Genomic DNA, 22,613 nt, shown 5'->3' on the forward strand with positions numbered 1-22,613 from the left:
AAATCTAAATTATTTGTTTACAACCAATTTTTCGTGAACCTAACCCAACCTACAAATGATTAAATAAATTAAATTACCAATTACCAATTACAAATTACCAACCAAAGAAACAATTTCGTGTAAATCAGTAATAAAATAATCGGCTTCTTGTTTAACTTTTTCCCTTACAGCATATCTACCAAACCCGATAAACATATCGACAACGGGTTTGCTTTCTAAATCGCTGACACCATCACCGATCGCCACTATTTTGCTGGGTGAATATTTATCTCGTAAACTTTTAACAACTTCGGGTTTACCACCGGAGCGCGTTGAGGGATAATTACGGTCAAAGTCGCGATAGGTGCCATCTTCGTAAAAATAAAGGTCAACAGCTTCGATAAATTCTACACCAAGATAATCGGCTAAAGGTTTGATTGCTTGACGATAACCACCGCTCAAAATAATTGGTGCCCAACCTTTATTTTTCAAAGTTGTAATAACTTGCTTTGCGGAAGGCTCAACTGTATCGATATATAACTGACCAACTTTTGAGACAGAATCAGCAGTAGGTTGAATAATTTCCAAACGTTTTGCAAAGATACTTTCTAAAGAAATAGTACCTTCCATTGCTTCAGCAGTCATTCTTTCAATTTCTTGAGTTGCTTCCTCACCAGCAACACGGGCTAACTCATCAACTCCTTCAATACTGCTCAAAGTACTGTCACAATCAAAAATAATAATCTTATCGTGTTGCTTTGTCATATTTTTAAAAGCCGTAAACATGAGTATATTATCAATATTTGGTTGTTGGTTGTCATCATAATCGCCCTCACTACAGTTAGTAGGTTGGGTTAGACACGTTAGCGAAGCGTGTCCGGAGGACATAAACCAAATTTGGCTTGTAATAGAAATCTTTAATAATCGTGTCGTAACCCAACACCATGATTGTGGATAAATATTGTGAAATACTTACGAATCGATGTTGGGTTACGGTTCAAATATAGATTATTCGTTGAAAACTATATCTTTTCGTGAACCTAACCCAACCTACAAACTTACAAACTGATAATTTATAACTGGTTACTGGTAACTGATAACTGTAATAATTATTAAATGCGATTTTTATCTTTATTTTTTGCTACTCTGCTTGCAGTAATCTTACTACCTATGCCGATGGTTGCTGCTGTTACTCCTGTTACTCCTGGAGACAATCTTGTTGTTGAGGGAATTCCGCCGATTCCTGCGGATTTAGCTCAAAAAGTCGAACGTTATACTCAATTCCGCTCTGCTGGTATCTCTAGCTGGCACCCGAAACGGCGTGAGATGCTGATTTCTACAAGGTTCGGGGATACGCGACAAACACATTATGTAAAATCTCCCCTGGCTACTCGTCAGCAGTTAACCTTTTTTCCCGAACCCGTTGCCGGTGCGAGTTTTCAACCTACGGAAGGTAACTATTTTGTCTTTAGTAAAGATACTGGCGGTAATGAATTTAACCAAAATTATCGTTATGACTTAGATACCGGGGAAACCACTTTATTAACCGATGGTGAATCAAAAAACAGTGGTGGTGTATGGTCTAATAATGGTGAAAAAATAATTTACACTTCGACTCGCCGCACGGGTAATGATGCTGATTTTTACATGATTAATCCGCAAAATCCCGCAAGCAATAAGTTATTAACTCAAAATGAAGGTGGTGGTTGGTATGGTTTGGATTTCTCGCCGGATGATAGTAAATTCTTAGCGTTGCAATATGTTTCGGTGAATGAAAGTTATCTGTGGTTAATAGATACTTCAACTGGTAAGAAGCAGCAGCTATTACCTAAAGCAGGTGAGGAAAAAATTTCCTACGATGGCGGTTATTTTAGTAAGGATGGCAAAGGTTTATATGTAATTACCGATCGCGATTCCGAGTTTTCCCGGTTAGCTTATGTTGAACTAGATACTTTACAACACACCTATCTCAGCAAAAAGTTTCGTTGGGATGTGACAGATTTTGACCTTTCCGATGATGGTAATTTCTTAGCTTTTGTCACCAACGAAGATGGTACTGGGGTATTACATATATTAAATACTGCTACCCGTCGTTTTAAACGTTTACCAAAGCTTCCTATCGGGCAAATATACGGTATTCAATGGCATAATAACAACCGCGACTTAGGTTTTACGCTGATTTCAGCTAAATATACCGCTGATGCATATTCTTTGAATATTCGCAACAATAAAGTTCAACGATGGACATTAAGCGAAACAGGTGGTTTAAATACGAGCAGCTTCTCCGATGCAGAGTTGGTAAGGTGGAAGAGTTTTGACGATAGAACAATTTCCGGCTTTTTATATCGTCCTCCCGCTAAGTTTACCGGAAAACGTCCGTTAATAATTGACATTCATGGCGGCCCCGAATCGCAGTTTCGCCCTTCTTTCCTCGGACGTTATAATTACTACCTGAATGAATTGGGTGTTGCAATATTATTTCCTAATGTACGGGGTTCGACGGGATACGGTAAAACCTTTACTAAGTTAGATAACGGGTTTCGTCGGGAAGATTCTGTTAAAGATATCGGTGCGTTACTTGATTGGATAGCGACGCAACCGCAATTAGATGCAGATAAAATTTTGGTTACTGGGGGAAGTTACGGTGGCTATATGTCATTAGCTGTAGCAACGAAATACAGCGATAAAATCAAAGCTGCAATTGATATTGTTGGTATTTCTAATTTTGTCACTTTTTTAGAAAATACTCAGGGTTATCGAAGAGATTTGCGACGGGTGGAATATGGAGACGAAAGGGATGCGAAAATGCGCGAGTTTTTGCAGAAGATTTCTCCTACAAATAATGCCGATAATATCAAAGTGCCGTTATTTGTAATTCACGGTAAAAATGACCCCAGAGTTCCTTTGATTGAAGCCGAACAAATAGTAAAAACGGTGAGAAAGAATGATGTACCCGTGTGGTATTTAATGGCGAAAGATGAAGGGCATGGATTTAGTAAGAAGAAGAATATTGACTTTCAGTTTTATTCTACGGTGATGTTTATTAAGGAGTTTTTGATTAATTAGGGGATTGGGGATGGGGCAAGCCATGAATTTATAGCACCTGAAATTAAACAAACAAGCTTTCGTTTAGATGGGGTGTTCTCTCTTTTAATTCACATCTTGCACCATTCTCAAAACCGCCTTGGAATAAATTCCCAGGCTTACAAACAAAGTCTGATAAATCAGACTAGGCAAGGCTTTTAGTACGTTAAAACGTACTTTGTATATTAGCCTTGAAATTGATTTCTCTGCGAGAAAGCCTCCGGCTTACAAGGCGGGAATTTAGACTTAACGACAATGATGCAAGATGTGAGTTCAGCGAAGCTGCGGCTTATGTTTCACTCGCAATGACAAAAACTAACAATCATCTTTCACCTTCTCCCTGCTTTGCTCGTAAATATTCCAAATTATTCCTATAAAGCACGGTATGAGGATGATTTGCACCCAAAACCCGTTCCACAATCTCCAAAGCTTGGACATAAAAGGGTTCTGCTTGTTCATACTTTCCTTGACTCTTGTAGAGTAAAGCTAAATTGTTCAAGCTCATTGCAGTGTCGGGATGATTAACTCCGAGAAGTTGTTTTCTTAATTCCAATGCTTGGATATAAAGGGGTTCAGCCTCATCGTACTTTTCTTGACTGAAGTAGAGATAAGCTAAATTATTCAAGCTCATTGCAGTGTGGGGATGATTTTCTCCGAGAAGTTGTTTATATAATTCCAAAGCTTGGATAAGAAGGGGTTCTGCTTGTTCGTACTTTCCTTGATAAAAGTAGAGTTGAGCTAAATTGTTCAAATTGTTTGCTGTCTCGGGATGATTTTCTCCGAGAAGTTGTTTATATAATTCCAAAGCTTGGATACAAAGGGGTTCTGCTTGTTCATACTTTCCTTGATTGGAGTAGAGTAGAGCTAAATTGTTCAAGCTCATTGCAGTGTGGGGATGATTTTCTCCGAGAAGTTGCTTATGTAATTCCAAGGATTGGATAAATAGGGGTTCTGCTTGTTCGTACTTTCCTTGATAAAAGTAGAGTTGAGCTAAATTGTTCAAATTGTTTGCTGTCTCGGGATGATTTTCTCCGAGAAGTTGTTTATATAATTCCAAAGCTTGGATACAAAGGGGTTCTGCTTGTTCATACTTTCCTTGATTGGAGTAGAGTAGAGCTAAATTGTTCAAGCTCATTGCAGTGTGGGGATGATTTTCTCCGAGAAGTTGCTTATGTAATTCCAAGGATTGGATAAATAGGGGTTCTGCTTGTTCGTACTTTCCTTGATAAAAGTAGAGTTGAGCTAAATTGTTCAAACTTTTTGCTGTGTCGGGATGATTAACTCCGAAAAGTTGTTTATATAATTCCAAAGCTTGGATATAAAGGGGTTCAGCTTGTTCGTATTTTCCTTGACTGGAGTAGAGATAAGCTAAATTGTTCAAGCTCATTGCAGTGTGGGGATGATTTTCTCCGAGAAGTTGTTTATATAATTCCAAAGCTTGGATATAAAGGGGTTCAGCCTCATCGTACTTTCCTTGACTTTCATAGAGTGAAGCTAAATTGTTCAAACTGGTTGCAGTTTGGGGATGATTAACTCCGAGAAGTTGTTTATATAATTCCAAAGCTTGGATAAGAAGTGGTTCAGCTTGTTCGTATTTTCCTTGATAAAAGTAGAGATTAGCTAAGCAGGCTAAGCTAGTTGCATAATCTTGATGATTTTTTCCTAAACGAGACTCAACTTCATTTATATATTTTTCATACCAAGGTTCTGCTGAAGTATATAAACCCTGTCCTTGATAAAATTTCCCTAAACCTACTAAAACCCAATATAAATTTTCATCACTCACTACATCAAGATGATTTTCTGCAACTTCTGTTAAATGAGAAATCGCGTTTTTAACAGAATTACAAAATTCGAGGGTTAATGTTTGGAGAATTGTTTTACTAATTTCAATGAAAGTACCAGTAAATGCTTGTTTTAACTCCTTTAACTGTACTGATACTTGTGACTTAACTTTTAAAAACTCTCGAATTAAAGGATGAATTTGATAGCTAGCTTCTTCTTCTCCTAACCTTTTAATGACATTCCGTCCATAAAGTTGCTTTTTCGCGTTTCTAACATCTTTCTTTTTCCAGCTTAACGACTCGCTAACGGACTCTACATAACTCCAAGCAATTGCGTTTGGATTGAATAAACTTAATATTTCTCCAACTTCTTGAGTCTTAGAATCTAGTTTTTCCCAAGTTAAATTAAATGCAGCTTGAACTCCTAACTTAGCGGTAATTTCTGTATTTTTTAAATCATCTGACTCTGGATTGATAGCTTCATGTTCCAATCGCTCTGCTTTCAACTCTTCCAACATTTCAGCGATTGATAAATCCGCATCTTCTACCAAATATCGTCCAACTAATTCCAAACCAAGAGGTAAATAACCCAGCCACTTACATAATTCTTTGGCTGTTTCAAGTTCCCTATCAATGCGTGAATCATCCTCACCTAAAATACTTCTCAACAGCGACAAAGCTTCAGATTCATAAAGTACATCAAGAGGTATATCAATTAAATTAGTATCTAACCGTCGCTGACGAGTTGTAATTAATAATTTAAAACGTTGATTATCAATTCTTGGTAATAGTTTTTTGATGTCTTTGTATTCCGTCACATCATCTAATATTACCAATACCAAACCTTCAGGTGGCTGCCAATTTTTCCAGCACCAAGCTACTTGTTCCTCCAAAGTCAGCGGGTTTTCTTGGATATCCTTTTGTGGAACTTCCAAACCCATCTTCAACTGGATAAATTGAATAATTTCCGCAGCTAAATTGGTATCTCTAACATTTAACCAACAAATACCCCCAGAATAATCATCGTAGTATTTTTGTGCATACTGTATCGCTAATTCAGTTTTCCCTACACCACCCATTCCCGATACAGAAGAAATGGCGACTCTATTATTTGTGTGTTGATATAATTCCTTGTGAACATTTTCAAGTTCATCTGTTCGTCCGACAAAATTCGGATTACCAATTTTTGGTATATATTTGATGGGATGATACTTTGTCGGTTCCCCTCCCGACGACTGTAGTCAATTAAATGTAATATTGTGTCCGCTACCACCTTGAATAACTGGTGCATTGTTGCCAGTCACAATATTTTGTTCTGCTTGCCCACCATAAACATTTTGTACATTTTGCCCTTGTATTTCACCGATATTAATTTCCTGCTGAATCTCACGAGCTAGGGTTTGTACTTCTTGAGCAAAGTTTGTATCCCATTCCATTTCTTGCTCTAAGTGTTGAGCTACTAAATCCAAATCTTGCTGAGAACCAGTATCGGCAGCAGTTAAAGCATTTTGCGCTGCTTCATTTTTACCGAATTTCTGCCAAATCTTTTTACGTAGAGCGCTAATTTTGTTCCAAGTTGCCTCAGTAAATTTTTCAATAGACTTTTCAAAAGCTTTAGTAAAAGCAAGAGTTGCGATCGCACTAGTTGTAATAACTTCCATAACCATTTTTATCCACGGCAATTACGTTAGAGGATACATAATTAATACGTAATATTCCGTAAAGTTTAAAATTATTGAATATTTACGAATTATACTTACTCCTTCCCCTCTCCTTAATAAGGAGAGGGGTGCCCAAAGGGCGGGGTGAGGTATAAAAGTATATTACAATCCCTAATTACCCATTACCTTTCAACATCGTTTTAATTTGGTCAATTAAACTCGTACCTCCCCAAATTAATGCTGCAAAAACTGAACCAACTAATATTGCAGCTATTGAACAAATAGTTAAACCTCCTAAACTAATTGCACCGTCGTCTTCTAATAAGCCAAACCCGGTTACAAAGATACCAATTGCTGGTAAAGTATTTGTTCCGGGAATGGGAATCATCATGAACGTTGACATTAGCGCGATCGCAAGTCCAATAATGATTTTTCCGGGGATAGTAGTACAAATAAACGGTAAACGGGGACGACTTACGGCTTCAATTTTTTGTAAGAAAGGAATTCCAGCTTTAATGAATTTTCGCGCTGTTTCAACTTTAATCGGACGTTTGGCAAATTTTTTGGGCACCCAAGGTTCTTGACGACCTATAATTAATTGCACTGCCAGCACTACCATGACAATCCCGAAAGGAATTGATATAACTGGTGCGGGAAGCGGTAAAGCTGAAGGTAAAGATAAGATAACAAACAAAAATCCGAAAATTCTTTCCCCTGCTAATTCCAGAACATCTTCTAAAGTTATCGTAGTAGAAGTACGTTCTTCTTCAAAGAAAAAGCGGTTTAATTCCTTGGACAGTTTAGCCATAAGATTATTAAGAATACGTTTTATCAAGCACAATATACAGTCTGACAATAAACTATACCGGAAGCACTGCTTGTTTTCATCATGGGAAGATACCTAAAAGTTATTAGATTATTTTGGAGTGCTGCTATAGCGGCTGAAATGGAGTACCGCGTTAATTTTGTCATCGCGACTCTCAGCAGCGTGGGAAACCTTGCGGGTAGCTTGTTCAGCTTGTTTTTGTTTTACCGTACTGGCTATACTTTCTCTGGATGGCAATGGGAAGCGGCTTTAATTGTTGTAGGGATTTACACTTTATTGCAGGGGTTTGCGGAAACGTTTCTCGCTCCTAATTTAAACCGCATCGTGCGTCACGTACAGGAAGGAACTTTAGATTTTGTTTTATTAAAACCCATTCGCAGCCAATTTTGGCTTTCTTCCCACACCGTTTCACCTTGGGGAGTCTCTGATTTGATTTTTGGGAGCATTATAATTATTTACGCTGGTAATCGTCTCGGTTTGGGAATCGGCGATTATCTCGCTAGTGTTCCAGCGCTGTTTTTTGGTTTAATAATCCTTTATAGCCTGTGGTTTATGCTGGGAGCTACAAGTATTTGGTTTGTGAAAATATACAACGTCACGGAAGTATTGCGGGGATTGATTGAAGCCGGAAGATATCCAATGGTGGCTTATCCGGCAAGTTTTCGTTTATTTTTTACCTTTGTAGTTCCGGTGGCATTTTTAACTACTATTCCTGCGGAAGCGATGCTGGGTAGAACTCAGATTAACTGGGTAATAGGTGCGGGAATTTTGGCGGTAGCGTTGTTTTTTGTTTCGTCGAGATTTTGGCGGTTTGCGTTGAGATATTATACTAGTGCTTCGAGTTAGAAATTGCTGATTTTTGTGAGTACCTTCGCCAAACCATAGGTCTATAATTGGTTTACTGTGGCACGATAGCATAAACGTAAACCGTTTATTTTAAAATGAAACTTTTTACCGTTGGACATTCCAATCACAGCATAGAGACATTTATTACACTGCTGCAAAAGCACGGTGTTACGGCAATTGCTGATGTACGTTCGCATCCGTATAGCAAGTACTTACCTCATTTCAATCAGAAACTGCTAAAAAAATCTTTACTAGATGCTGGAATTCGCTACGTATTTTTGGGAAATCAACTGGGAGCAAGATCCAATAATCCTAGTTGCTATGTTGATGGCAAAGCTCTATACGAAAAAATTGCATCTACTAAAGAATTTAATGATGGTATTGAACGAATATTGAAAGGAGCAGAAAGCTATAATATTTCGCTGATGTGTGCTGAAAAAGACCCGATTACCTGCCATCGAGCAGTTCTTGTCTGTCAACATCTGCGCGAATCTGGTTTAGACATCAATCATATATTGAGAAACGGTGATCTAGAAACTAACTATAATCTTGAAGAAAGACTTTTAAAATTGCATGGGTTAAAACTACCAGAACAGTCGCAACAAGTCCAACTATCTTTGTTTGATAATATGTCATTATCTAAACCATTAATAAATCAGTATTCAAGAGAAGAATCTCTGGAAAAGGCATATAAACTTCAAGGTGATAATATTGCTTACGTAGAGAAAAGAGAAAAACAGTATGAACCAATCAATTAATTTATTTACAATTGGCTTTACTAAAAAGACTGCTCAAAAATTTTTCGAGACTTTAGTAAATAGTGGAGTCAAAAGAGTTATCGATACGCGACTAAATAATGTTTCCCAATTAGCAGGCTTTGCTAAACGTGCTGACTTAGAGTATTTTTTGCGGCAAATAGGTGATATCGAATATGTTCATATTTTAGATATGGCACCGACTAAAGATATTTTGGATGATTATAAAAAAAAGAAAGGCGATTGGGAAACTTACGAACAAAAATTTTTGCAACTGGTTGGCGATCGCCAAATAGAAAAGAAAATTTCACCGGAACTTTTAGACGGGGGTTGCTTGTTATGCAGTGAAGCTAAACCGCATCACTGTCACCGTCGTTTAGTAGCAGAATACTTGAACGATAAACTAGGAAATATACGTATAAAACATTTATAGAATTGTCTGATAAATTACTGTTTTAATGATTAAATACTTATGATAAAGCTACAATGAGATAGACATTTGTCTGTCCATTATGAGCAAATTAAATCTAAAATAGTTTATGACTCAAATTATCTGCCTTGCTAATTCTTGGAAAAATGGTGAGCGGTGCATCGCTGGTATAAATATAGATACAAAAAAATGGATTCGTCCAGTATCCAGTTTAAATCCAAAGGATGGTAAGGTTCCTAGAAGCGTCAGACTTATAGAGGGAAAAGAACCTGCTTTACTTGATGTTTTAGACATTCCTCTAGAAAATAACGGTCCGGACTTCGGTTTTGAAAGTGAAAACATCACTATAGGTTCTGGAAAATGGCAGTTAGTAGAACGAGTTCAACCAACTGATTTACTTGAATATTGCCATAATTATAGCTATATTCTTCATAATTCCAACAAGTATGTTACAGTAAGTTCTCTACAATCCCTACCCTTCCAAGAAAGACGCACTTTAGAACTTGTATACGCAACAAAATTCTCGGTGAAGGAAGATGAACTTCAAAATGGAAAATGGAAAGGTACACTCATAACTGATACTGGGTTACAGCTAACTGAAACTCGCATAACCGATCCTGTATTTGTTGAACGACTCAAATCTAGTTATCGTCCTCACAATCCTTGCTTAGTAAGCGTCAGTTTAGGTATGCCATATAAACCTCCGACCTGGGGGAAAGATGACCCTTACCCATGCTGGAAATTGATTGCAGGTGTGATTGAATTATCTGAGTTTGACTTGATTTTAGTTGAAATGAAGCGAATTGGTTGGAGTATAAAACAAGGACGTTCGTACTTAGAGAAAAATTATAAAAAATATTCTCGCCAAGAGTTGAACAAAAATGAAATCACAGAGTTTTTAAATTATCTTAAATCTTTACCTAGTATTTAAAATTATTTTTAATTCATTTAATGCGTTATGCAATTGTAATTGAAAAAGCAACCAATAATTACTCGGCTTATGTTCCAGATTTACCTGGATGTGTAGCAACTGGTGCGACTATTCAAGAAGTTAATCAGCAAATTAAAGAAGCTATTAAGTTTCACTTAGAAGGTTTACGAAAAGAAGGTTTATCAACTCCGGATTTAAAAGGAGCGGTAAAAATCATGGCTGTATCAGCTTTAAACGACGAATGAAGCGATACAGCCCGAATCGCTTCATACATCAATCACTATTAATTATTCAACAAGCGAGAATTAAGCAGGATTGGAAAGCATCCTTTTCTGTAGCAAACTGAGAATTGCAGCTTTTTCTAAAATTCCTACTAATACGTTATTATCGCGAATCACGGTTAGTGCAGATAGTTTTTGTTGTTCGATTAACTGCACTACTTCGAGTAAAGGTTGGTCGGCTTTTACTGTAGTAGATTCTGCAATTGGTCGCATTACATCTTTGACTTGAGTTTCTGACCATAATTGTGGTGAAACGGAACGAAAATTATCAGCAGATATTGCTCCTACCAGTTGTCCATCGCTGTTGGTAACTAAAAAGCGCTGCCATTTTTGTCCGCTTACTATCTGCTCGTCAGCAAACTCTCGAATTGTAAGGTTATCGGCAACAATGGGGCTATCGCTACTTACTGCATCCGCAGCAGTTAAACCTGTAAACTGTTCTTGCACCCTTGCAACTTGGGCTGCATTACCAGCATTTCTCAATAAGAAGAAGCCAATCAATAAGTTCCAGAAGTTAGCAAAACTGCCAGTTAACAATAATGGAAGTAAGCCACTTGCGATCGCAATCCAACCAAAGAGTTGTCCTACTCTACTAGCGAAAACCACTCCTTTATTAGGATTACCTGTGATTTTCCAAACTATGGCTTTAAGTATATTTCCACCGTCTAAGGGCAAGCCCGGAATTAAGTTAAATAAGCATAGTGCTAAGTTAACAGAAGCGAGCAGTCCCAAAATTGCTGAGAATACCCCAGAGGCTCCAGTACCAAAACCAATTGCTGCAAATACACCAAACAACAACAGGCTAACTAAAGGACCGGCGATCGCGACCCAAAAAGCAGATGCTGGAGTGTTTGATTCTTTCTCTAAACTTGCCAAACCACCAAATATAAACAGGGTGATGGATTTAACATCAATCCCTTGACGAATGGCAACAAAACTATGTCCCAGTTCGTGGGCAACAACAGAACCAAAAAGCATTAAAGCTGTCATTAAACCCAACAATAAAGCAGACGCAGTTCCTAAATAAGGAAATGCACTCCCTAGCCCGCTACCATAAGTCCAAGTCACCAAACCTAATACTAAAAACCAGGATGGATGAATATAGAAGGGAATTCCGAATAGGTTGCCAACACGAATTGTGTTATTCATGGCTTTTACCTTTGTTTTTTTTACATCGAGAGGCAAATTCTCTGCTCTCAATACATTTATAGTAACGAAGTGTTAAGCAATTTTAATGTTTGTAACTGTAGTGGTGTCCGTCCGTAGAAGTGCGGTTATCTCATATTTTGCACCATTCTCAACACCGCCGGCGGTTGCAAACCCCCGTCTAATAGTAAAAGTCCTATGAATCTTACATCTTGCACCAATGTCGTTAAGCACAAATACCCGCCTTGTAAGCCGGAGGCTTTCTCGCAGAGAAATCAATTTCAAGGCTAATACATAAAGTACGTTAAAACGCACTAAAAGCCTTGCCCAGTCTGATTTATCAGACTTTGTATGTAAGCCTGGGAATTTATTCCAAGGCGGTTGTTGAGAATGGTGCAAGATGTCAGATGAATAGGACTGTCCAAGGTTTTTAGTCTACTTGAGTAGACTTTCGCTTTATCCTCACCTATATACCTCCAAAACAACCCATCTCTCTTAACCTCTTTCCTCTGCGCCCTCCGCGTCTCTGCGGTTTTATTTTCTTAATCTTGTTCCCTACTCTTCAAAAAACTCTCAAAATCAAGAGTAAGATATTCCAAAACTTCTTCAACTTTATCTACAACAATATGCGCTACCCCAAAAAAAGGAGTTATTTCCGGATTACTAGGAAGATAATTTAATAACTTATCCCCAAAGCTATTACAAAAAGATTCCTCATCAAAGCTGTATTTTTCAGGTTCATATTTCGATGGTATGCTAGCAAGAACAAAAGCATAAACTTTAGAATTACCTACATCATTTAACAAAGAATCCCAATCTGGTGCTTTATCTGTAAAAAATAAATCATAAGGATTGAAACCAAAAGCATATTCTGTAATATCTGGTAGAGCAACTTGTCCAAACCGCAGCGGATTTAATTCAATAGGGAAAAGATTACCGTTACTAAATCTAAATTCAAAATGAAACGGAAAACGACGCATATCAAGCTTTTTTCCAATATCCTCTAATACCTGCATCGTCGGCTTTATTGTTTCAGCTACCACTTTTGTAGACGTATAGTAAACCGTGTCACTAACATCCAAACTTGAAGCAAAAGGATGTTGATAAATCCCAGTTATTACCGTTTTACCGTTTGCATCCCAAAAACCATCACAAGCAAATTCATCCCCATTCACGAATTCTTCCACAAGAAAAGAAGAGTCGTTTAACATAGCAGGATTCATGTGTTCTTTGGCTATATCAATATCTTTAAGAACTGAATCTACCGCTTTTACCCATTCTTTTTGTCCGTGTACGGTGCGAATACCTATAGAAGCAGTTCCTATATTGGGTTTAATTACTACCGTTTCAACTTCTTCAGGAAATCGGAAATCTTGCAAAGTATCTCTTGTAAGTTCTACATAAAATAAGTTTGGATATAACTCTTTAACTAATTTACGGAAAATAGCTTTATTTTTAAAAGCATTAACTTGATTTAATTTTTGCTGTGGAAGATTATTAAGAATAAAAGAAAGACTTGCTTCCCAATTTATAATTACTGCTGCATTTTTATCTTTAATATAAGTGGCTGCTTCGGCATCATTAATAATATTAATTGTTTCTGGTAGTGGAGGTGTTGGAGGTTGCAAGTAAACGGAAATATTCCAACTTTGGATTGCATTTAATAATGAAGGAGAAAGAACTGGCCCCGAAATAAAGCAGCAATTTAAGTCTGCTGGTTTGATGTTTTGATTCATGAATATTTTGCTCTGTACCAATTACCAATTACCCATTCCCCAATCACTTATCCAACTGCAACAAAATATCAACTAATTTACCATCGCTGACTACATAAACATCATTAATTTCATCACCAGCAATATTCACGCCACCCCTGGTAAAACAAAGAATTGCAGTTACCCACGAAGCACTTTTTAACAATCTTACTTCTTTTGCTTGTCCTTTGACTTTATGAATTAAATCGCCTTCTCTAAAATCATAAATATTTTTACCGTAACGTCTTCTTAAACGTCCGTTTTCAGCTATTTTTGTCCCACCATGAGACTTAACATCAACTACGTACCACTTACCTTTAGGTGAGTGTAAAACTATATCTGCATCTCCCCATTTTTGAATTCTCAAATTATATTCAATGTGCCATTTTTTAAGTTCTAAAACATCTAATAAATCGGCTACGTCAGTTTCGGCTTTTGCACCACGTTGAGCATCCAAAGCTCGTTTTTGAAAGTATCTACCACTACGACATAAATAGTATGAGCCGCCTATACCTGCCAACAAAATCAAAATTGCTGCTGAGGAGGTAGAGAAAATAATAAATAACCACACTGTAGCGATTGAAACACCCCCAGCCAGAAAATAACGTATCATTGCCGATCGCGTTCGTTTTCTAGCTAATTTACGGATGTATTCTCCCGGTTTTTTTGTTTTTATAGACAACTTTTTAGTTTTTAGTTTTTAGTTTACTTAAATATATTGAAAAAAGTATATATTATAATCAAGGCTTTTCCGTACCTTTCATACTCAATTTTACCTTAAAAAGCCACTATCACTTACTATTCTTTCTGTTACCCGTTCCCTATTCCCTATAATCAAAATATCTCATCCCCAAATTTTCTGCATATTCAGCACAAATCCAGGTAACACATCCTCTCCAGAAATAGTTTGCGGTAATTTCAATATTTCAACTTCTTTTCCCTGACGATAAATTTCAACTTCCTGTTTCTTACGATTTATCAACCAACCCAAACGACAACCATTTTCCAGATATTCCTGCATCTTATTTTGCAGCTTTTTCAAATTATCGGAAGGTGACATGATTTCAATTACAAAATCCGGACAAAGAGGAATAAATCTTTCTTTTTGTTCTTTTGTTAAACCATCCCAACGAGACTTTTCTACCCAAGAAACATCTGGAGAACGTTCTGCACCAGATGGTAATGTAAATCCAGTTGAAGAATCAAAAACTTCACCAAGTTGCTTTTGCTCGTTCCAAAACCATATTTGAGCGTTAATACTAGAATTACTTCTTCCCGTTTCTCCTCCCGTTGGTGGCATAACAATTAATTCCCCTTGAGCATTACGTTCTAATTTTAATTCCGGATTTGTTTCACACAGTTGATAAAACTGTTCTGAAGTAAGTTTGATTATAGAATTTAAGTTTAATGTAAGTGAAGTCATTCGATTTTGGATTTTAGATTTTAACAACTCTTTTAGATTTTGGATTTCCTGCTGTTCCCCATTCACCGTTCCCTATTCCCTATTCACTACTACCAATTACCAATTACCCATTCCCAATCCCCAATCCCCAATTCCCTAATTACTAGCATAATCTAAAACTCGTTCCCAACCCCAGCGCCAAGCGGTTTCTACCAACATTTCTTTACCATTAGTAAAAACAATGTATTCTTTTCCTGCGTCATAAATAATATCGGCAACAAGTTGATTGCGCTTGTCATATCCCCAGATATTTTCAGCACCTTCCCACCATCTTTGCCCTTGAGACTTGAGTATTGGTAAACTTAGATATTCATCTTCCCATTCTTTCGGCTGCCATTTTTCATTAAGTGCCTTGACAAGAATCATACTGGGATGGATTTCATGTTTGTATTCGTGCAACCATAATATATAGCTAATTGCTGCTCTTAAAGCATCTTCAAGTCCATCAAAACAACCCATACAAGCTTCTCGTACATCAATACGCGAGAAATTTACACCAGCACTAACTAAAGCTTTTTCGTACTTTTTAAATACTTCGTACTCTACCGAATCTTTATCGTATAACCACACGCTCAATTACCCTCACAAAAAATAAATTGTATAAATAATATGCCAATTTAATATCGCAGTTTTTCGTTTTACATAAATCAAGTATGGATTGAAGACAAAATTTATTGACATTAAGAAGAATACATTTTTATTGATATTTTTACTCTTAACTCTTAACTTTTTATTCCCTATGCCCATTAAAAGGTAAAATCAATTTTTAGATAAAGATAAAAGATAATAAACTGCAAACGGGAGATAACAAGGGTGCTGACACTCGGTGTAAATATTGACCACATCGCCACTATTCGACAAGCGCGGCGCACGGTGGAACCAGATCCCGTGGCGGCTGCGGTACTAGCTGAGTTGGGTGGCGCTGATGGTATTACCGTACATTTACGGGAAGATAGAAGACACATTCAAGACAGAGATGTGCGGATACTGCGGGAAACTGTCAGGACTCATCTGAATTTGGAAATGGCGGCTACCGATGAAATGTTGGCGATCGCTCTCGATATCAAACCCGATTATGTAACTTTAGTACCGGAAAAGCGGGAAGAAGTTACCACGGAAGGCGGTTTGGATATTGCCGGACAAGTTGATAGAATCGGAAATATTGTAGATAAGTTGCAAAGTGTTGGTATTCCGGTAAGTTTATTTATCGATGCTGAAGACTCACAAATTGAGGCATCTGTCAAGGTAAAAGCCAAATTTATTGAGTTACATACGGGAAGGTATGCAGAAGCAAAAAATCAAGTAACTCAAGATATGGAGTTGAATTTATTAACATATGCTTGCAATCAAGCGAGAAATGCCGGATTGCGCGTCAATGCCGGACATGGACTTACCTACACCAACGTTTATCCAGTAGCTTGCATTGAAGGTATGGAAGAACTTAATATTGGTCATACCATCGTTAGTAGAGCTTCTTTGATAGGTATGGAAAGAGCAGTGCGAGAAATCAAGCAAATTATGCATGGCAAACAGTGAACAGTTAACGGTTAACAGTAAACAGTAAAAATTTGTCGTTAATTGATAATTGATAATTGTTAACAGCCCGGTAGAAGTACGATATGAGCGCAACACAATCTCAGGATTTGCCATTGTGGGTGCAAGAGAGAGAGAAGATAATTGCTAGTGGCATTGATAACGAATGGCGTGGTGGGAATCCTCCCGATTATTCCGAATCAAATCAAGGTTTGGCTGCCGAGAGTCTAATTCATCATCCTGTGGGTTCCCTCGAAGCTATTGTAGAAAACTTGGTGCGAGCTTTTGAATTGGAGGCTTCATTTAAAACCAATCCCAAACAGTGGTTATCGGTTGTAAATGAAAAGTTTCGCATGAGTAGCAATGGTGGTGAAGAGTTTAGGGCTGAAGATGTTTCGGCAGCAGGAACTTATAATTTATTTATTACCGACTCCGAACAATACAAAGCCTCGGAGGAAAACTTTGAATCATCGGGAAGACTTTTTCGCAGCGCATTTCCCAAAGGATTTTTATGGGAAGTTTTAGAAGTTTACAGTTCTCCACCAAACGTTACATTTAAATGGCGACATTGGGGAACTTTTAATGGTAAATACAAAGACTATTCTCCTACAGGGGAAGTTGTGGAGATAATAGGGATGAGCATAGCCCGCGTTACCGATGACTTGAAAATCATCAATGTGGAACATTACTTTGACAACAGCCAGTTTTTTGCCAAGCTGACGAGTGGTGGAAAGCATCAAAGTGGTAAGTCAATTTGGGCAACAATCAAAAGATTTTTCTTGCTTCGTGAAACACGGCATTCGCAGCAGCTAGCAACTAGCTGTCCATTTAAAAAATTAGCCGCTCCTTTCAATTCTTCAAATTAAATTGTACTTGGACGCAGTATTATATGCTGTGTCCCAATTGTTTGTTCAATTTTGTTCAATTAGCTATTCAATCAATAAGAGTGTGACAATGCAAACATACTATTACGTACTAGCTTCTCAACGCTTTTTACTAGAAGAAGAACCTTTAGAGGAGGTTTTGAAGGAGCGTACCCGTTATTATCACGAACAAGAAAAAGAAATTGATTTTTGGTTGGTTAAACAGCCAGCTTTTCTCGAAACTGCGGCTATGTCAGAAATTAAAGCCAAATGTCCTCAACCGTCGGCGGCAGTTGTTTCTACCAATCCTCAATTTATCACTTGGTTGAAACTGCGATTGGAATATGTGGTAACTGGTGAATTTCAAGCTCCCAGTTCAGAAATTCCCGATGCTTTAGCGAGTCTTGCTTCAGTTTCTTAGTAGGGAAACGGGGAATGGGGAACAGGGAACGGGGAACGGGGAAAAAATATTTTTTTATGCAATCAATCGCGAGGGAACTTAATACCTTTAACCTTTAATTATAGGGAACGGGGAATAGGGAATAGGGAATGGAGAAAAATATTTTTTTATGCAATCGATCGCGAGGCAATTTAATAACTTTAACCTTAAACCTTAAACCTTAAACCTTCAATCTTTGATAAAGTCTTTTAAATATGGTGTGTATTAGGGGAATAAATATGAATCCAAATAAGGTAAGTATCTTGCGTAAATTTAAAATACCAACCGCTTTAATATTATCAACAGCGGGTTTGCTGTGCGGTATAAATTCTGCATTTGCTCAGAGCAATCCTCCGACCTGTGAAGCTCCTCGAACTGGTGAATATATTTTATTAGTAGTCAGTCCGACAGAAGATAATCAAACTCAATTAAAGCGAGTATTACCAACAAAAATTAGCACAAATACCTGTAAATATCTCGACGATACAGTTACCCGTATCGGTGGATTTAAGAAAATTGACGATGCCAATCGCTGGGCAAGATATATCAAAGATTCTGCTGGGTTGTCTGCAATAATTACTACTAAGCCTACGGATACGCCCACACCATCTCAAGCCGGAACCCAAGCAACTACTGTCAGCTACAAACCCCGACGCTTGGGGAATGGTTATGCAGTACTAGTAGATTATTACAATCGTCCGCAACTAGCATCTGACGTTCGTAAAGCAGTTAAAGGAGACGTAGGTTTCGTTGCTTACGGAAGACGACCTTACTTATTAGCAAGTTACACCAGCAATCAAAAAGAAGCCTATCAAACCTTAGAAGAACTATCAAAACGCGGCTTCTTCGCCATCATAGTTGATAGTCAAAAGGTAATGTTATTGCGTTCTGTCGTCGATTTGCCAAATTAATTATCAGTTATTAGTTGTTAGTTATTAGTTTTAACTCCTAACTTTTAACTTCTAACTCCTAACTCCTAACTAAATTGATATTGTTCATTGATTAGTACGCTGCTTGCGCCAACCAGGAAATAGTCACACCCAAAGCCGAACCGGCTATGACTTGAAAGGGTGTATGTCCGAGTAGTTCTTTAAGACGCTCGGCAGCTATTTCTGGATGATCGTGAAACATTTCGTCAATTACCTGGTTGAGGATGCGTGCTTGTTTTCCGGCAGCTTGTCGGACACCAGCAGCATCGTACATGACTATAACGGCGAAAATCGCAGCTAAAGCAAAATCGGGGGAAGCCCAGCCGATAGTTTGTCCGACACCAGCAGCCAAAGCGGTAACAAGGGCTGAATGAGCGCTGGGCATACCTCCTGTTGTGACTAAAACACTCGCACTCACTTTACGGTTCTTGATGAACTCTACTAAGAGCTTTAATGCCTGGGCGGCGAAACAAGCTATTAAGGCAACCAACAGTACGTGATTGTCAAAGATATTGCCTATGTCTTGCATGGTATTACGGTTAAATTAGGGTAATATTAGCAGCGGTTGTGCGCGTGAGCAAGTGTGGGACATTACTAATTAAAATCCCCGGAAGGCGAATCTTGCGAAAGATTGAATTAGTTATTACGACTAGTAATGAAATAAGCCAGAGCAATTAAAGGTTTAGCTTGCTCCCCAAAAGGTTCTAATTGGGCACAAGCGGCTTCAACAAGTAACTGTGCTTGTTTCTTCGATTCTTCCAAACCCCAAAGACTGGGATAGGTAACTTTTTGTGCTTCTAGGTCTTTTCCAGCAGTTTTACCTAATTGTTCTTGGGTTGCGGTGATATCCAGAATATCATCAACTATCTGAAATGCAAGTCCAATATTTTGAGAGTATTTAGATAATCTTTGTAAGTCTTCTAACGATGTTCCCGATAAGATACCGCCACAAACTACACTAGCTTCTAAAAGAGCGGCTGTTTTATGATTGTGAATAAAATTCAAAGTTTCTAAGGAAACATCGGTTTTTCCTTCCATTTCTAAATCTACAACTTGTCCGCCAACTAAACCAGCAGCACCTACCGCACGTCCCAAACGGGAAATAACCTGTAAAACTTGGCTTGCTGGCACTTCTTTAGTGTTAGCTACCACATATTCAAAAGCGTAAGCGAGTAACCCATCGCCAGCTAAAATTGCTACATCATCGCCATATACTTTATGATTGGTTAACTTTCCCCGACGGTAATCATCATTATCCATCGCCGGGAGGTCATCGTGAATCAAAGACATGGTATGAATCATTTCCAAAGCGCAAGCCGTCGGCATGGCAATTTCGATATTGCCACCAGTCATTTCACAAGTAGCCAGACATAAAATCGGACGCAAGCGCTTACCTCCAGCTAAAAGAGAATAGCGCATTGACTCATAAATTTTCTCCGGATAAACAACCGGAATCGATTTATTCAAAGCAGCTTCCACAAGCTGTTGTCTTTCCTTGAGATAAACCGATAAATCAAACTTTAATTGTTTAGATTCCGTTCCATTTTTTGTCAGATTATCTGCTGCAAGCATTGTAAATTTCCTTGATTTCCTGGTAATTGGTAATTGGTAATTGGTAATTGTTCACTGTTCACTGTTAACTGTTAACTGATAACTGCTAACAGTATTTTCTAACAACATGGCAACAGTCATAGGTCCTATACCACCGGGAACTGGGGTAAGATAGTCTGCAACGGTTGCAACTTCATCAAACCTGACATCACCAATTAAGCGACTTTTACCGTTTTCGTCGGTAATACGGTTTATCCCCACATCTACCACAACTGCGCCTTTTTTCACCATTTCGGCGGTAATTAATTCTGGAATTCCCACCGCGCTAACTAAAATATCGGCATTTTTTGTAATATCTTGTAAATTTTGGGTGCGCGAATGAGCCATTGTTACCGTGGCATTTGCTTCTAATAGCATGATCGACATTGGTTTCCCTACCAAAATCGAACGTCCTAAAACTACGGCTTGTTTTCCCGATAAAGGTATAGAATATTCCTCTAACAACCGCATCACCCCCGCAGGAGTGCAGCTGCGTAATCCCGGCTCACCCCTTAACAATCTTCCCAAATTCAGGGGATGCAGTCCATCAACATCTTTATCGGGAGCAATTTGGTGTAGTAAAGCCACACTATCTAAATGGGAGGGTAGGGGTAGCTGTACCAAAATCCCATCAACTCGTTCGTCAGAATTTAACTTATGAATAACTTCTTGAAGTTCGTTAAAACTGGTTTCTGTGGGGAAATGTCGGTTAAACGAAGCAATACCCACTTTGCTGCAAGCTCGTTCCTTGTTGCGGACATAAGCAGCACTTGCAGGGTTGTCACCCACCATCAACACCGCCAAACCGGGGGGACGACCAATTTTAATTTGTAATTGGGCTATCTTAGTTGAAAGTTGTTCGTGAATCTTGAACCCTAAAGCTTTACCATCAAGTCGTTTTGCTGTTTTTGTTTCCATGAGCAATTTTAAGGAGCGTAAATACGCCCTTGTCTTCACCATATTATTTATCTTCTCAGATAGGAAGGCTGTACGCTCAATCTTATTTTTATCTGTTAAAAACTTAGTATTATCGGGAACTATATATATGAAAATTACGACAATCCAAGCGCTGATACCCAATCCGGATATGGTGCCTACAATGCAACCAGTCAGAAAAAGATTTTTCCTTATTTTCCTTAAACTTATATCGCGTTTAGCATTAGCCTCTATCTTGATGTCGGGCTTACTCAGTTGCAGTAACGTTAACGAATACGGAATGAATGCCATTGGCGTGAATGTGACTGCAATTAACGAGCTAACACCGCAAAACAAAGACAATAAAGATCCCGTTTACGTGAGCGGTAAGGTAGAAAGAAAAGTACCTTTGCTAGAAAAACAAATGTATCAGATAGAGGACTCCACTGGCAAAATTTGGGTGTTAACCAATCAGAAAAATTGGAAAGTAGGAGACAAAGTTGTCGTTAAAGCCATACCTCAATATGAAAGCATTCCTATATCTGGTGCAGAATTAGGACAAGTTTATTTGGAAGAAAAGTAAAGGTTATAGCTTAAAGGTTATAGGTTATAGGTCAAAGGTTAAAGGTGTTAAAGCCGCTTGCTGGAAATAAATATTCCTATTTTCACTGTTCCATATGAATAATCAAGATAAACAGGTGCATTATGTGTCCCTCGCCATTCTCTACAAAGACAATAAATTTCTGATGCAGTTGCGAGATAACATTCCAACTATTCCTTATCCGGGTTACTGGGCATTTTTCGGCGGACATATTGAAGCAGGTGAAACCCCAGAAATCGCCGTCAGAAGAGAAATTATCGAAGAAATCAGCTATACGTTACCAGAAAAAATTTACGAATTTGGTCGTTATGACTCAGAAAAAGCAGTACGTCATGTTTTCCACGCACCCCTAGAAGTTGAACTAGATCAATTAGTTCTCGGTGAAGGTTGGGATATGGGTTTGGTAACTCCCGAAGAAATTCGTCAAGGCAAACGTTATTCAACAGCAGCAGGGGAAGAAAGACCTTTAGGTGATGTGCATCAAAGGATTTTGCTGGATTTTATCAAGTTGAGAATTGGGAATGGGTAATTGGGCCGCAGGGAATAGTTAGGAGTTAATTTCTCCCCATTTCCCCCTCTCGCTAATTACCCATTACCCATTACCAGTAAATAATTCATAAACTTTCCGGAATAGATAGAAATACGGTGGAAGTAATAATCAGCTTGACGAATTCTATAGCCAATTTTTATATCGAAACCGGGAAACTTCATCTATTAAATCCCGTTAATTATTAAAAGCTCAGTCTTTATGGCTGGGCTTTTGACGTTTTTAATAGGAGGGGATTGGGAATTGGGGATTGGTAA

At 38.1% G+C, this 22,613-nt stretch carries 24 protein-coding genes; 12 read left to right on the forward strand and 12 right to left on the reverse strand.

Annotated features, from left to right (window positions below; all coding sequences use genetic code 11):
- Positions 1-87: 87 nt before the first annotated feature.
- Complete coding sequence (locus ACM03V_RS26950) at positions 88-867, reverse strand: HAD-IB family phosphatase (RefSeq protein WP_414623883.1); 780 nt, start codon at positions 865-867, stop codon at positions 88-90.
- A gap of 228 nt (positions 868-1,095) precedes the next feature.
- Between ACM03V_RS26950 and ACM03V_RS26955 the strand changes: the two genes are divergently transcribed.
- A complete protein-coding gene (locus tag ACM03V_RS26955; RefSeq protein ID WP_414623884.1) occupies positions 1,096-3,045 on the forward strand; it encodes a S9 family peptidase in 1,950 nt (649 codons plus the stop codon).
- Between the two features lie 340 nt (positions 3,046-3,385).
- Here the strand turns inward: ACM03V_RS26955 and ACM03V_RS26960 are convergent, their stop codons facing one another.
- From ACM03V_RS26960 to ACM03V_RS26970, 3 genes are all read right to left on the reverse strand, one after another.
- Positions 3,386-6,040: a DUF2225 domain-containing protein gene (locus ACM03V_RS26960; protein ID WP_414623938.1), complete on the reverse strand. Its 2,655-nt coding sequence runs from the start codon at positions 6,038-6,040 to the stop codon at positions 3,386-3,388.
- A gap of 48 nt (positions 6,041-6,088) precedes the next feature.
- On the reverse strand, positions 6,089-6,508 hold the full coding sequence (locus ACM03V_RS26965; protein ID WP_414623885.1) for a hypothetical protein: 420 nt from the start codon (positions 6,506-6,508) through the stop codon (positions 6,089-6,091).
- A gap of 175 nt (positions 6,509-6,683) precedes the next feature.
- The gene (locus ACM03V_RS26970) at positions 6,684-7,316 is read right to left on the reverse strand and encodes an exopolysaccharide biosynthesis protein (RefSeq protein WP_414623886.1); all 633 of its coding nucleotides are present in this window, start codon (positions 7,314-7,316) and stop codon (positions 6,684-6,686) included.
- An 81-nt stretch (positions 7,317-7,397) separates the two neighbouring features.
- Between ACM03V_RS26970 and ACM03V_RS26975 the strand changes: the two genes are divergently transcribed.
- From ACM03V_RS26975 to ACM03V_RS26995, 5 genes are all read left to right on the forward strand, one after another.
- Positions 7,398-8,180 (forward strand): ABC transporter permease, encoded by a 783-nt coding sequence (locus ACM03V_RS26975; protein WP_414623887.1) that lies wholly within the window; start codon positions 7,398-7,400, stop codon positions 8,178-8,180.
- A 95-nt stretch (positions 8,181-8,275) separates the two neighbouring features.
- Entirely contained in the window at positions 8,276-8,938 is a 663-nt protein-coding gene (locus ACM03V_RS26980; protein WP_414623888.1) for a DUF488 family protein, read from the forward strand.
- Positions 8,922-9,368 (forward strand): DUF488 family protein, encoded by a 447-nt coding sequence (locus ACM03V_RS26985; protein ID WP_414623889.1) that lies wholly within the window; start codon positions 8,922-8,924, stop codon positions 9,366-9,368. Before ACM03V_RS26980 ends, ACM03V_RS26985 begins: the two co-directional genes overlap by 17 nt.
- 106 nt (positions 9,369-9,474) lie before the next feature.
- The gene (locus tag ACM03V_RS26990; protein ID WP_414623890.1) at positions 9,475-10,296 is read left to right on the forward strand and encodes a dual OB domain-containing protein; all 822 of its coding nucleotides are present in this window, start codon (positions 9,475-9,477) and stop codon (positions 10,294-10,296) included.
- Positions 10,297-10,316: 20 nt separating this feature from the next.
- Positions 10,317-10,541, forward strand: coding sequence for a type II toxin-antitoxin system HicB family antitoxin (locus tag ACM03V_RS26995; protein WP_414623891.1), 225 nt, complete (start codon positions 10,317-10,319; stop codon positions 10,539-10,541).
- Positions 10,542-10,601: 60 nt separating this feature from the next.
- Here the strand turns inward: ACM03V_RS26995 and ACM03V_RS27000 are convergent, their stop codons facing one another.
- The 5 genes from ACM03V_RS27000 to ACM03V_RS27020 all read right to left on the reverse strand — a co-directional run bounded on the left by ACM03V_RS27000 (position 10,602) and on the right by ACM03V_RS27020 (position 15,509).
- Positions 10,602-11,726, reverse strand: a complete 1,125-nt coding sequence (locus ACM03V_RS27000) for a site-2 protease family protein (RefSeq protein ID WP_414623892.1) — start codon at positions 11,724-11,726, stop codon at positions 10,602-10,604.
- Positions 11,727-12,265: 539 nt separating this feature from the next.
- A complete protein-coding gene (locus ACM03V_RS27005) occupies positions 12,266-13,459 on the reverse strand; it encodes an ATP-grasp domain-containing protein (protein ID WP_414623893.1) in 1,194 nt (397 codons plus the stop codon).
- A 43-nt stretch (positions 13,460-13,502) separates the two neighbouring features.
- Positions 13,503-14,159 carry a nuclease-related domain-containing protein gene (locus ACM03V_RS27010; RefSeq protein ID WP_414623894.1) on the reverse strand — a complete coding sequence of 219 codons (657 nt, stop codon included), beginning with the start codon at positions 14,157-14,159 and terminating at the stop codon, positions 13,503-13,505.
- Between the two features lie 162 nt (positions 14,160-14,321).
- Positions 14,322-14,900 (reverse strand): Uma2 family endonuclease, encoded by a 579-nt coding sequence (locus tag ACM03V_RS27015; RefSeq protein WP_414623895.1) that lies wholly within the window; start codon positions 14,898-14,900, stop codon positions 14,322-14,324.
- 135 nt (positions 14,901-15,035) lie between these two features.
- Positions 15,036-15,509: a hypothetical protein gene (locus ACM03V_RS27020; protein WP_414623896.1), complete on the reverse strand. Its 474-nt coding sequence runs from the start codon at positions 15,507-15,509 to the stop codon at positions 15,036-15,038.
- Positions 15,510-15,752: 243 nt separating this feature from the next.
- On the opposite strand from ACM03V_RS27020, the gene ACM03V_RS27025 reads away from it, so the two are divergent.
- The 4 genes from ACM03V_RS27025 (at position 15,753) to ACM03V_RS27040 (ending at position 18,685) form a co-directional block, all read left to right on the forward strand.
- On the forward strand, positions 15,753-16,475 hold the full coding sequence (locus ACM03V_RS27025; protein ID WP_414623897.1) for a pyridoxine 5'-phosphate synthase: 723 nt from the start codon (positions 15,753-15,755) through the stop codon (positions 16,473-16,475).
- An 83-nt stretch (positions 16,476-16,558) separates the two neighbouring features.
- Entirely contained in the window at positions 16,559-17,338 is a 780-nt protein-coding gene (locus ACM03V_RS27030; RefSeq protein WP_414623898.1) for an ester cyclase, read from the forward strand.
- Positions 17,339-17,426: 88 nt separating this feature from the next.
- Entirely contained in the window at positions 17,427-17,756 is a 330-nt protein-coding gene (locus ACM03V_RS27035; RefSeq protein WP_414623899.1) for an MgPME-cyclase complex family protein, read from the forward strand.
- Between the two features lie 257 nt (positions 17,757-18,013).
- Positions 18,014-18,685 carry a hypothetical protein gene (locus tag ACM03V_RS27040; RefSeq protein WP_414623900.1) on the forward strand — a complete coding sequence of 224 codons (672 nt, stop codon included), beginning with the start codon at positions 18,014-18,016 and terminating at the stop codon, positions 18,683-18,685.
- 91 nt (positions 18,686-18,776) lie between these two features.
- On the opposite strand, the gene ACM03V_RS27045 is transcribed toward ACM03V_RS27040, so the two are convergent.
- From ACM03V_RS27045 to folD, 3 genes are all read right to left on the reverse strand, one after another.
- Positions 18,777-19,232 (reverse strand): divergent PAP2 family protein, encoded by a 456-nt coding sequence (locus ACM03V_RS27045; RefSeq protein WP_414623901.1) that lies wholly within the window; start codon positions 19,230-19,232, stop codon positions 18,777-18,779.
- Positions 19,233-19,339: 107 nt separating this feature from the next.
- Positions 19,340-20,275, reverse strand: a complete 936-nt coding sequence (gene crtE, locus ACM03V_RS27050; protein ID WP_414623902.1) for a geranylgeranyl diphosphate synthase CrtE — start codon at positions 20,273-20,275, stop codon at positions 19,340-19,342.
- A gap of 51 nt (positions 20,276-20,326) precedes the next feature.
- Positions 20,327-21,211, reverse strand: a complete 885-nt coding sequence (gene folD / locus ACM03V_RS27055) for a bifunctional methylenetetrahydrofolate dehydrogenase/methenyltetrahydrofolate cyclohydrolase FolD (RefSeq protein ID WP_414623903.1) — start codon at positions 21,209-21,211, stop codon at positions 20,327-20,329.
- 127 nt (positions 21,212-21,338) lie between these two features.
- On the opposite strand from folD, the gene ACM03V_RS27060 reads away from it, so the two are divergent.
- Both ACM03V_RS27060 and ACM03V_RS27065 read left to right on the forward strand, forming a co-directional pair.
- On the forward strand, positions 21,339-21,791 hold the full coding sequence (locus ACM03V_RS27060) for a hypothetical protein (protein ID WP_414623904.1): 453 nt from the start codon (positions 21,339-21,341) through the stop codon (positions 21,789-21,791).
- Between the two features lie 94 nt (positions 21,792-21,885).
- The gene (locus ACM03V_RS27065) at positions 21,886-22,338 is read left to right on the forward strand and encodes an NUDIX hydrolase (protein WP_414623905.1); all 453 of its coding nucleotides are present in this window, start codon (positions 21,886-21,888) and stop codon (positions 22,336-22,338) included.
- Positions 22,339-22,613: the final 275 nt, after the last annotated feature.

The sequence above is a fragment of the Calothrix sp. CCY 0018 genome, assembly GCF_963920925.1.
Taxonomy (GTDB): domain Bacteria; phylum Cyanobacteriota; class Cyanobacteriia; order Cyanobacteriales; family Nostocaceae; genus Rivularia.